The sequence below is a fragment of the Psychrobacter aquaticus CMS 56 genome, assembly GCF_000471625.1.
Taxonomy (GTDB): domain Bacteria; phylum Pseudomonadota; class Gammaproteobacteria; order Pseudomonadales; family Moraxellaceae; genus Psychrobacter; species Psychrobacter aquaticus.
In genome coordinates, this window is sequence record NZ_AUSW01000025.1 from 29,815 (window position 1) to 41,536 (window position 11,722).

Sequence of the window (11,722 nt, forward strand, 5' to 3'; positions counted from 1 at the left end):
GCATCTTTTCATGTACTTTTACTAAAACGTAGCAGAGCAGTCTATGACACATATTGCGGTACTCGGAGCAGGCGTGGTGGGCGTGACCACTGCATGGTATCTACGTCAAGCAGGCTATGACGTGACTGTGATTGAACGTGAGTCGGCCGCAGGATTGCAGACATCATTTGCCAATGGTGGTCAAATATCGGTCTCACATGCGACTCCTTGGGCCAACCCTGCTACGCCGATGAAAGCACTCAAATGGCTGTTTAAAGAAGATGCGCCGCTACTGTATCGCTTACGTGCAGATAAGGCGCAGCTTAAATGGGCATTGCAATTTTTGCAGGAGTGCCGCGCTGACCGCGCCGACGCCAATCTGGTACAAATGGTACGTTTGGGGCTGTATTCGCGCGATGCCTTGCAGCAATTGCGCGCCGATATCGGTATCAATTATGAGCAGCAAACGCGCGGCATCATGCATTTTTATACTGACCAAGCGGAGTTTGATGCGGCTATTGCGCCAACGCAGCGCATGCAGGAGCTTGGCTGCGAACGTCATGTGATCGATATCAATAACGCGGTCAGTCTTGAGCCAGCACTTTATCCCATTGCCCACAAGCTTATTGGCGCAACCTACACCAGCCGTGATGAATCAGGCAACGCCCATCTATTTACTCAGCGCTTAGCTGCACGCTGCATTGAGGCTGGCGTGCAGTTTTTGTATGACACCGAGATTTTGGCCATCAATACGGACACGCAAGCAAGTCGTCCGCACGTGCACAGTATTACCATTCGACCCAAAGGTCAAAACGCGCAAACCTTTAGCGCAGACAGTCATGTATTGGCGCTTGGCAGTTATAGTGTGGCGCTGATGAAGCCACTTGATATGCATCTGCCTATCTTTCCGGCAAAAGGGTATTCAGCCACCTATCAAGTCAATCCTCGCGCCCCGCACCTTGCGCCTTTTGTCAGTCTCATTGATGACGAGTATAAACTCGTCACCTCACGCCTTGGCGATAAATTACGGGTCGCAGGCACAGCTGAGTTCAATGGCTATAATTTGGATTTAAATGCCATTCGCTGTGAAGCCATTACGCAGCGTGTCCAGCAATTGTTTCCCAAAGGTATTATTGCAAACTCCGTTCAATATTGGACAGGACTGCGCCCGATGACGCCATCAAATGTGCCATTGATTGGACGCGCGCATTGCGGTCAAGTCCGTCACGGCAGTCATAATGTGAATGCCACTTTTGACAATTTATGGCTCAACACGGGTCATGGTACGCTTGGCTGGACGCACGCTTGCGGTTCGGCAAAAGCAATAAGCTTACTGATACAAGGCGAGACGCCACTGGTTGATTTTGATTTTGTGGGAATAAAAGCATAAAAAAAGGCGCTGTAGCTAAGCGCCTTTCTGAGTCATATGAAAGTAGATGTAGATAAAGCTTGCATAGTCTTATGCCGCACTGCTGGATTTAGTCTCGGACTCGGCATTTTCTAAATTGGTCATTTCTAACTCTGTCGTATCCAACTTAGTTACTTCTGGCACGATTGCTTCTAATTTTACAGGAACGCCGTTTACCGCTGCGTTGCCACTTAACGGATCGATGAGCGTATCATCTGTCAGATCATTCACACTAACGCCTGCATGTGCCTGCGCTGTCTTTTGCTTTACCCCTGTGCGACCGTGACCAAAACCATGCGGAATACTCACGACCTTGGGCATTAGCTCATCTGTCACTTCCGCAATGATAATGACGCTACCGACGCGTGACGTCACTTTTACCGCTTGGCCATCCTCAATACCATATGCTTTGGCTGTGTCTGGATGCAGCATCAACGTACAACGAGACTTGCCTTTGACCAGTCGATGACTGTTGTGCAGCCATGAGTTGTTGCTACGGACATGACGACGGCCTATCAATAAAACCTGCTCATCATCATAGTTCTGCATCATTTGCTGCACGCGCGCCAAATCTGCTTGATAAAAATCGACATTGAGATGAATCTGCTTATCTGCATGCTTTAACGCTTGCGGCAACATGCTTTGTAATGCGCCTAAATCCACACCATGAGGGTTTTCAAGCAGTTTCTCTAACGTAAGCGCTTTATAAGGCCCATGTTTTAGGCCTTGATCGAGCAAGAATTTAGGCTCTAGCTTTTTCGTCAATGCACGTTCGGCTGTAGTCGCTTCTGATGCCTCTTTGTCTAGACGTTCTGCCAGCTCCAAATAAATCTCCCAATCGTGTTTTTCATTATCTTTTTTGTGGAATAAGGCTGGTGAATATTTGGCCACATTATGCACAGCAAAACCATTAAAAGTGATGTCATAATGATCGCGCTCTAGTGGCGATACTGGCGGCAAGATAATATTGGCATGACGGCTGGTTTCATTGACGAAATAATCCAATGAGACCATAAAGTCTAAGTTTGCTAAGGCTTTATCTAATTTTTCGCCATTGGGCGTGCTCAGTACAGGGTTGCCAGCGACCGTCATAAAACCTTTTAATTGTCCCTCGCCTTCGACCAGCATCTCATCCGCTATGGTAACGACGGGATACTCCCCATTAAAATCAGGCAAATGACTGACTCGGCTATGGCGCTTACCCAAATAACCTGGCCCTGAATTGTTCACCACATCGACCGCAGGATTCGGGAACATGAGACCCCCTACTTCGTCCAAACGGCCAGTGACTATATTTATTACCATAATCAGATACTGGCTTAGTAAACCAAATTCTTGTACCGACACTCCCATGCGGCCATAACAGACAGCACTTTCGGCTTCACAAAACTCTTTTACCATACGTTTGATTTCGGCGGCAGAAATGCCCGTTATACTGGCAACTGATTCCGCACGGTAGTCTTTGGCAAAGTCTCTTAGCCGCTCGATATCTGGTGCTAATGCCGTCGCTCTATTCTCTTTGGCATAACCTTGCATGTAGATTTCATTCAACATCGCTAATAGCAATAAGACATCGGTCGCTGGGCGAATAAAATGATGCTCGCTGGCGATGTCCGCTGTTTCCGTACGTCTTGGGTCAATCACTACTACCTTGCCTGCGCGGGCTTGAATATCTTTTAGCTTTTGGCGCATATTCGGCGCGGTCATGATACTGCCATTAGACGCCAGCGGATTGCCACCGATGATAAGCATATACTGGGTACGATTGATATCAGGGACAGGAATACGCAGCATGTGACCGAACAGATGCATACACACGATGTGATGCGGCAATTGGTCGATGGAAGTGGCAGAAAAACGACTACGCGTTTTTATACTGGTTAATAAATGCTTAATCGTCAGCATACCGCCCAAATTATGGACATTTGGATTGCCCAAATAAATACCAAGCGCGTTTTTACCATATTTTTGCTGAACGGACTGGATACCTGCAGCGACTTTATCCAAAGCTTCCGGCCAACTAATTTCTTTCCAACCGTCCGCCGTTCTCTCTACAGGTTGGCGCAGGCGATCAGGATCCTCGTGCAAGTCTTGTAAGGCTGTCGCTTTTGGACAAATATACCCTCGCGAAAATGGATCGTCTTTATCACCTTTGATCGACAAGACTTTTTCGCCATCGTGCTTGATGACGATACCGCACATCGCTTCACATAAGTTACAGGTTCTAAAGTGGGTCTGCTCGTTCACTTGGGTGGGTTCACTGCTCATGGTCACGCTCCCTGTTATTTTTGACTATCGTTTTCACTATTAAATCCATTTAATGGTTTTGATCGTTTTGGTATCTTATCGTCAGAGAATTTTAATGATTCATCACTTATACGTTTGGTGATTAATAATTGATCATTAAGCACTTATCCTTTGCTGTTTGTTTGAGCAAAACTGCTAAAGAGTGCATCAAAATTCTTGCACAGCATGGCAATTGCTTGCTGCCGTGAATAACGTCCGTGATGACAGCCCAATATCAACTCATGTACTTGGGCAGTAGCGATATCGACACAGAGATTGATCTCAGACACATCAAAAGTGCGCTCGGCTGACGAGAGTCCTTGAATAAATATCTCTACCCACTCTTCTTTTATCTCGCCAATCAAGCGACCTAGGCCTTTATTGACGAGATGACTATTTTTAGACGAGCCCATTGTCGAGCGCTGGTTTTCTTGCATTGCACTACTGCCCAGACTGTCTTCGATTAAGCGCTGAAATAGGGCAATATTTTGGAATGCAGCATCAAAAATCATGGTCAAACAGTGCTGGCAACGCTCATTGAACTGCTCGTTAGTCAGCGTTGTATAATCTTTTAGCATGTTTATCCAAGCCATACGTATGGGAGACAGATAATTGTGTTTGAGCTGCTCACCCAACTCATGTTGCAACGCCTCTAAGTCATCGAAATGGTTATAAAAACTTGGCTGCGCAATTCCTGCGCCTTTGGCGATTTTATTCATACTCATGCCACTAGCGCCGTCTAAGCTATACAACTGCAAAGCACTTTTTAGCAAGGCTCGACGCGTTTTGGTTTTTGCCAGCGTACGCCTAGTCTCTATCGGTGGCTCTAAAATTGCGTTTGTAGCAATGAGGGTATTGGGTGAATTCACTGTCGAGTTGTCCTGATTTCATATAATAATTGTTTTTATTTTAACTATAAGCCTATAGTCATTTGAATAATAAGTCTATCGGTAAATCATTAGTAGCATTCATTTAATTAAGAGTAATGCACTAAGCTGCGACCATAACACCCACAGCTTAATTCCTGTTTCTTGGCGGCTTTTACATAAATCGCTGACAAAACACGTTTGTCATTACACAAACAAGCTGTTTATAACATAAGCGAGCGAATTCTTATCATAAAGAAACACTCTAAACATTGCTTATACAGACAAGGCAATTTCGAGAGCCTATATTAGGTCTTACTAACTGGTCTGCTGATACTTATGGCTACTAAGTAGTAAATAAATTGAAGCCAGATGGAAAAATTGTCTCAACAACCAATCTGATAATAAAATAAGGAATATAATAATGAATGAACAGACTTTGAAAGGTGACTGGAATCAAATGAAAGGCTCAGTAAAACAAAAATGGGCTGATCTCACTGATGATGATCTATTACATGTTGAAGGCAGTCGCGACAAGCTAGTAGGCAAAGTCCAAGAACGTTATGGTCATGCTAAGGAAGACGCTGAACGCGAAGTAGATGATTGGCGCACTGAAAATAAATATTAATCAATTTTTGATTGCGTAGCTATCAGTTGTATAATGACTTTATTTTAAAGCATTTGATTTTAGACAATTGATATAAAAAAACCGCCTGTAATTACAGGCGGTTTTTTATTTAATGACACCTATAGCGTGTCCTAAATCCATTGTGAATCTATACAGCTCTAAATTGCTTAGATTAGAGATGAACGCATTAGCAATCCCCAGACACGATAAAACCGCATAGCAATGAATTGTTATGCGGTTTTATTGTTAACCATCCCTGTTACCTATCACGACTGCTTCCCATACGTCCTTGCATGATATTCAGTATATTGTGATACTGGGCATCCTGCCCTTTTACTACACTTAACAGCATTAACTACTGTTATCAGCAGAGGTCACGCGTCCTTACTTCACTTAATATTATCATCCTGATGCCAATAAGCGAATCATTATCCTTAATGCGGTCAACTCAATCCTTGAGTCACATTCCCTAATGCCGTATGACTATAGTGCCTAATTATTAGCTAGATGTTAAGTCGTATAAGCGTCATTGCGTGTAAGCATATGCTTACAACCATCTTATTGTTTGAAAGAATTACAACTTACTAACGCAGAAGACACTTATTATCAAGTTTTGTGCTCTATCATATTGAATGTAAGCAAATATTTCTAACTATATAACTAAAGTTCCTTAAAAACTGACAATGATGCGCGCGACTATCATAGTACCTATTCGCAAGCAATTTGAAAAATACAATAGGATATCAGATTATGAGTATGTTAAAGGCTTTCTCATTTAAAAGTGTCATATCTACTAGCCTTGTGGTGGCCTTATTAGGCACTACCGTCGGCTGTACCGTTGCAAGCTCAGGCTATGGAAATCAGCCGGTATATCGTGGTGGTGATATTTATAGCAATGCCGACTACAATCGTGTCAGCCAACAGCTACGCCAAAACTTACGCCGTCAAGGCTATCAAGTCATGGATATCAGGTCTGATAATTATCGCGGTAATCGAGCTCTCACTGCCCATGTTAGAAAAGACAATCAAAACTATGAGCTTAAATATGCTTATCCAAGCCTTAAACTTATTAGCTCAAACAGAACCTCTTGGTCTAATAACGATAAACACAAAAAATATGAGAAAAAACATACTCAAAAAAATAAGTACAAAAACAATGGTAAGCATAAAGGCAAGTACAATAAGCATCATTAATTTTGAAGTAAATTTAAGTTTTTGACATTACTAACTTCTTGATGCCTTTGGTCAAACTCATTAGTGCTTGGTGTGTTTGACCATTTTTATACGTTGAGAAATATAGTCGGTGAAAAGTAATATCGATACAGAACGTGCTGCTGGGACTTTAAAGTTTTTCAACTATATTAATTCGCTTAAAACGCCAATACTTTTAGCACATCATAAGCGGGCGTCTCATAAGGATGGACTTTCTTTAGAGCAGTGATAACAGCCTCTATGGCATTTTCGGCAACAACCATCTCAACGCGCCACTCATCAACGCTTTCAAGGTTGTCATGTACGCCGATATGCGGCGTACTACCTACCAATGGTTTGAACTGCCCTGTCCCCTGTACTTGCCAGCAGCACTGCTCGTAATGCCCCATGGTTCCTGCACCAGCCGCAAATAAGGCAAACTTCACTACCTCTAATGCTTCATTGGGAATAAATACGGTTAGTTTATACATATTGTTGATCCTAAATAAAGTAAGCAAAGAGACAGCTACTTTTTGGATAAAGAAGGATGATCCGTCCATACATAGCGTAGCAGCCACTCTTTGGCATCACCAGCATAATCGATACCAATACGTGGACGCAATGATATTGGCGGTGTGCAGCCATCATCTTCTACCCAGACCTCGGATGAAGGTTCAATAGATTTGCCATATAACTGGCGATCAATTTGTAAACGCTTGGTCAGTTTTCCTGGACCTGCAAACTGCTTGGGATGGCTAAGCTGTTCGTCTAAGCTTAGCCTTTGCTCATCGAGCAAACGGTCACTGTCTTCTGTCAAAAATCCTGCCCGTATCAGCACCGACTCAGGTGACTCGGCAGCCGCAGTAATCATATTGAGCATATGATGAATACCATAAGTCAAATAAACATAAAAAACGCCACCTCGCTCATACATAATTTCGGTGCGCGCTGTTCTTGTACCTGCATGCGAGTGACAGGCAGGGTCATCCTCACCGATATAGGCTTCGGTTTCTGAGATACGCATACGCAATACTTTAGCTGCACCATCCGTATCTATAAGCTTTCTACACAACACCTTACCGACCAAATCAGCGGCAACCACACACGTTGGACGAGTAAACCAACTAGGGTCTAAAACAGTTGATGAATCAGTGGACATTAGCGAAACCTTTTCTTATTTTTATCATCTAATTGACATGGGTGAGCATTAACAAGTTAGCATAAAAGTAAGATAAGGTATCGAAGACACTGTTGATGCTATGTTTGATTTTTTATACGAGTTAAGCTACAAGCCTGTGCTTAAAAGGGTAATGTTAATACCCTGTGGTAAACATCAATAATTATGGCTAGAGAGAAGTTTGTCCTTAATCATTATTGATAAATGGGCAAAAACCGTAGTCTGTTTTGAGTGGTTGCATTATGTCAGTCTATTATGAGTCGTCTATTAATTGATTAAGAGGCCCGTTTTGATCGTTCCTGTAGGATATATCCTCGGAACTACATATATAGAACTGGTTTGGCTACCAAGGTAACAAACGATGATCAAACTTTCTATTTAAGTGTTTAAGCTAAAGAAACGAAAAAACCACGACTTGTCGTGGTTCTAATATTTAGAAATGAGCTTAATTTTCATAACATTCCAGCACGTTTAGCAATGAATTTACTATTAGGTAAGATTGTTATCAGTTGGTTATTTCCATCCAATCGATTTGAAATCATTACTTCGACTTTATCCCTAATTGCCGTTAATTCTAATCCAAAAGTACACGCTCGCTCATCCTTTTCTTCTTTATTTTCAGATGGATAAGCAACTGAAAACTCTTTTATTTTTATCGATATTAATTGATCTCTCAGGAAATTCTTAATTATACCTAACTCGTAAACGGTCAATCTTGTGTCGTTACTCATTTTGTATCACTTATTTTAAAGAACCAAGGAGTAGTTATTACAGATCTGTAAGACTTATTGTAGGCTCTCCAACGAACCTTTAGTGTTTGTTTTTAGGTGTACAAATGTATAAACTTATGGTTGGAAATAGATATTCAGTATTTAAAATGTATTTCGCTAAAAACCATATTATCAATCATTTCTGTCAATCATATAAAGCGACCTAAATATTCAATTTGCCTGATAGACAGGTTGGACGAGTAAACCAACTAGGGTCTAAAACAGTTGATGAAGCAGTGGACATTAGAAGACACCTTATCTGATTTTTATACAATTATTAATATGAATAAACGTTAATAAGTTAGCATAAAAACTAGATAAGATATTTAGGACAATGTTTACGCTATGTTTGATTTTTTTTAAGCTGTTTAAACTAGAATGATAGTTTATAGTCTTACTGTTAGGCACAATTACCCAGTTCCCTTAGAATATATCCTATATTAATTCCAGCTTTATAAGGATTTCGAGTGCCAAATGCCTATATAGAAATTTACACTGAAAATCAGAGTGAAACATGCCTAAAATGGGTAGGTGGAATGGTTAAAATACTGATGGGTTTCTATGAAAATACAAGAGGCTTAGAATGGTCAGGAGTCTACTCAGAATCTTACCAAGGAAAAGGATATACTTTCGTTCATTTATCTGCTTTATTGAAACACAGTGAGAGTGATGCTTATCAATTACTTTTTGATTTCCTTCAAGAAGAATGCCAGACTCTTATTAAAGATCGTCCTGACGACTGTCATATTTTGCTAACCCCGCAGTCACCAATAGACTATAAAGACGGTCTGGGACTGAGAAATAGTCAGATTACCCAAAAATTTATCCAATTTCCTAATGTAGGAGTCATTACTTCAAGGTTTGCTGGCTATAGACGAATAGAAGTGATCATGGCACATAGAAAAACTGGATTTAGTGTCATTGCTAACGACCATAGAAGTCAAATTGCCAATACAGAAATTGCAGGTCAATATCTTTATTCTAGAATACAGTTTTATAAATATTTACCTAAAGATGCGATTTGGTACTAAACACTTATACACTTTCAATTATCGCAACAGGTACATTTTAGAATACGCTAACTACATATCTAAACTAACAATCCACACACATATAGATTTTTGTATATTAAAACTAACTTTTTGCATAAAAAAACTGAGCGCATGGCTCAGTTTTTTTATTTAACGCTAGGTATTAAATACTTAGCTTAATGGCACACCAATACGGTTAGCCACTTCTTCATAGGCTTCGATGACATCGCCCAATGATTGGCGGAAACGGTCTTTGTCTAGCTTTTTCTTAGTAGTCTTATCCCAAATACGGCAACCATCTGGTGAAAACTCATCACCCAAAACGATACGGTCATGGAACACGCCAAACTCTAATTTAAAATCTACCAGTATCAAATCACCTGCATCAAACAAAGCTTTTAATACGTCATTCACTTGATGAGTCAGTGCTTCCATTCTAGCCAACTGCTCTGGAGTTGCCCAGCCCAGTGACACAGAAAGTGACTCATTGACCATTGGATCACCAAGTGCATCATCTTTATAAAACAGCTCATACGTAGGCGGTGTCAATGCTTGGCCTTCTTCTAAGCCTAAACGACGAACCAAACTGCCTGCCGCAAAGTTGCGAACCACACACTCAACTGGAATCATCTCTAAACGCTTAACCAAAACTTCGTCTTCAGACAATTGCTTTTCGAAATGCGTTTCGATGCCAGCGTCCGCCAATTTTTGCATAATAAACGCATTAAAGCGATTGTTGACGACGCCTTTGCGTGCCAACTGTTCGATACGCTTACCATCAAGCGCTGAGGTATCATCACGGAAGTGTAAAATCAAAAGATCGTTGTCTTCTGTTTCGTATACAGATTTGGCTTTGCCTTTATACAGCAGTTGTTGCTTTTGCATTATGGGAGTTCCTGTTCGTTCAAGCTTATGTGGTAAAAACGCGCAGCTACCGCTGAGTCTATATTACCGTCTTTATCATATGTAAAGAAATAACAGTAACAAGCCAGCGGTATAAATAGGGAAATAGCATTAATTTGAAGGACTGCTCACCGCACGCTGAGGCTTTGGCAGTTGATACTGGCTACCTGATTCGTTCTGTAGTTTGAGTGTGTTTGCCCCAGTGCTAGGTGTTGGGTACAAAGGCACAAAAGGCAACGTCTCTTGGTCAGCTGGTAGCTCTACAGGCGCAAGCTTTTTGCTTTGCTGATACTCTAAGCTACCATTATCACGTTTGCCAAGTAACTCTTTTGTGCTTTGGCAGCCGCTCAATACCAAAGTGCTTCCCATAATTAAGGTCAGCATCGTAGGGAATATCTTTGCATTTATTGATGATGTTTTCATCATGTTATCTCTCTGAGTTAGCAGTTATAGGACTATTTTTTAAGTTCATACAAAACTATAGTAAGTTCGCACGACACTATATTAATTTTGCACGCACTAAGGCTTCATCAATAGTCGCATGATGTTTTTCAGCTAGCCACACCAATGGCAAGCGAATACCTGTGTCTATCAGACCCATTTTATGCAGGGCATATTTCGCTGGAATAGGGCTTGATTCAATAAACAAATCACGGTGTAAGTGCTTGACGACATCATGTACTTTATGGGCTACGTCAAAATCGCCGCGCAATCCTGCACCGAAGGTTTCGCTCATGGCTTTGGGTGCTACGTTGGCTGTCACTGAAATATTGCCTTTGCCGCCAAATTTCATCAGTTCAAGCGCCGTACCATCATCACCTGACAGCACAACCATTCTATCGCCAACGGCTTTGATCAATTGCTCACCGCGTACTACTGAGCCGGTTGCGTCTTTAATCGCGACGATATTATCTATATCCGCTAAGCGTTCAACCGTCTCTTGCGCGATATCAACGACCGTACGTCCCGGCACGTTATAAAGCATCTGCGGTATATTCACCGCTTTAGCGATGGCATTATAATGTTGATACAAGCCTTCTTGTGGCGGCTTATTATAATAGGGCGCGACCAATAAAGCGCAGTCTGCACCGGCATCAGCTGCATCTTGGGTCAGCTTGATGGCTTCCATCGTATTATTGGCGCCTGTTCCAGCAATCACTGGTACGCGACCTTTGACATGCTGGACAAAGTAACGGATGACATCGCTGTGCTCTTGCATAGACAATGTCGCTGACTCGCCAGTGGTGCCAACCGCAACCAAACAATGTGTGCCTTGCTCAATCTGCCAATCTATGAGGTCTGCCAGACCTTTATAATCAACCGTGCCGTCAGGGTGCATGGGCGTTACCAAAGCTACCATTGAGCCTTGTAGTCGGGTTTTGATCTCGTCGTATGCTGTGCTCATAACCGTGCCTTACTGTATTATCCTAGCTTTTGTCAAAGCTGTCACATGATAGGTCGTTTGCAAGTGCCAATTTTTTGT

12 protein-coding genes are annotated in these 11,722 nt (G+C 42.0%); 4 read left to right on the top strand and 8 right to left on the bottom strand.

Annotation, left to right across the window (positions count from 1 at the left end; genetic code table 11):
* The first annotated feature begins 43 nt into the window (after positions 1 to 43).
* Positions 44 to 1,369 carry a D-amino acid dehydrogenase gene (locus tag M917_RS06585; protein ID WP_021814012.1) on the top strand — a complete coding sequence of 442 codons (1,326 nt, stop codon included), beginning with the start codon at positions 44 to 46 and terminating at the stop codon, positions 1,367 to 1,369.
* Between the two features lie 69 nt (positions 1,370 to 1,438).
* On the opposite strand, the gene M917_RS06590 is transcribed toward M917_RS06585, so the two are convergent.
* Together M917_RS06590 and M917_RS06595 are read right to left on the bottom strand one after the other, a co-directional pair.
* The gene (locus M917_RS06590) at positions 1,439 to 3,655 is read right to left on the bottom strand and encodes a molybdopterin oxidoreductase family protein (protein WP_021814013.1); all 2,217 of its coding nucleotides are present in this window, start codon (positions 3,653 to 3,655) and stop codon (positions 1,439 to 1,441) included.
* Between the two features lie 143 nt (positions 3,656 to 3,798).
* Positions 3,799 to 4,542 (bottom strand): TetR/AcrR family transcriptional regulator, encoded by a 744-nt coding sequence (locus M917_RS06595; protein WP_021814015.1) that lies wholly within the window; start codon positions 4,540 to 4,542, stop codon positions 3,799 to 3,801.
* Between the two features lie 421 nt (positions 4,543 to 4,963).
* Between M917_RS06595 and M917_RS06600 the strand changes: the two genes are divergently transcribed.
* The gene (locus M917_RS06600; protein ID WP_021814016.1) at positions 4,964 to 5,167 is read left to right on the top strand and encodes a CsbD family protein; all 204 of its coding nucleotides are present in this window, start codon (positions 4,964 to 4,966) and stop codon (positions 5,165 to 5,167) included.
* Positions 5,168 to 5,917: 750 nt separating this feature from the next.
* Complete coding sequence (locus tag M917_RS06605; RefSeq protein WP_021814017.1) at positions 5,918 to 6,361, top strand: hypothetical protein; 444 nt, start codon at positions 5,918 to 5,920, stop codon at positions 6,359 to 6,361.
* Between the two features lie 176 nt (positions 6,362 to 6,537).
* Here the strand turns inward: M917_RS06605 and M917_RS06610 are convergent, their stop codons facing one another.
* The 3 genes from M917_RS06610 to M917_RS06620 form a co-directional block, all read right to left on the bottom strand.
* A complete protein-coding gene (locus M917_RS06610; protein ID WP_021814018.1) occupies positions 6,538 to 6,849 on the bottom strand; it encodes a hypothetical protein in 312 nt (103 codons plus the stop codon).
* A 35-nt stretch (positions 6,850 to 6,884) separates the two neighbouring features.
* Complete coding sequence (locus M917_RS06615) at positions 6,885 to 7,517, bottom strand: DNA-3-methyladenine glycosylase (protein ID WP_021814019.1); 633 nt, start codon at positions 7,515 to 7,517, stop codon at positions 6,885 to 6,887.
* A gap of 470 nt (positions 7,518 to 7,987) precedes the next feature.
* Positions 7,988 to 8,266 (bottom strand): hypothetical protein, encoded by a 279-nt coding sequence (locus M917_RS06620; protein ID WP_040642229.1) that lies wholly within the window; start codon positions 8,264 to 8,266, stop codon positions 7,988 to 7,990.
* 506 nt (positions 8,267 to 8,772) lie between these two features.
* Between M917_RS06620 and M917_RS06625 the strand changes: the two genes are divergently transcribed.
* A complete protein-coding gene (locus M917_RS06625; RefSeq protein WP_040642231.1) occupies positions 8,773 to 9,336 on the top strand; it encodes a peptide chain release factor family protein in 564 nt (187 codons plus the stop codon).
* Between the two features lie 171 nt (positions 9,337 to 9,507).
* On the opposite strand, the gene purC is transcribed toward M917_RS06625, so the two are convergent.
* The 3 genes from purC to dapA form a co-directional block, all read right to left on the bottom strand.
* Complete coding sequence (purC, locus tag M917_RS06630; protein WP_021814021.1) at positions 9,508 to 10,221, bottom strand: phosphoribosylaminoimidazolesuccinocarboxamide synthase; 714 nt, start codon at positions 10,219 to 10,221, stop codon at positions 9,508 to 9,510.
* A 129-nt stretch (positions 10,222 to 10,350) separates the two neighbouring features.
* Positions 10,351 to 10,665, bottom strand: a complete 315-nt coding sequence (locus M917_RS06635; protein WP_227500821.1) for a hypothetical protein — start codon at positions 10,663 to 10,665, stop codon at positions 10,351 to 10,353.
* 73 nt (positions 10,666 to 10,738) lie between these two features.
* Positions 10,739 to 11,644, bottom strand: coding sequence for a 4-hydroxy-tetrahydrodipicolinate synthase (dapA, locus tag M917_RS06640; protein ID WP_021814023.1), 906 nt, complete (start codon positions 11,642 to 11,644; stop codon positions 10,739 to 10,741).
* Positions 11,645 to 11,722 lie beyond the last annotated feature (78 nt).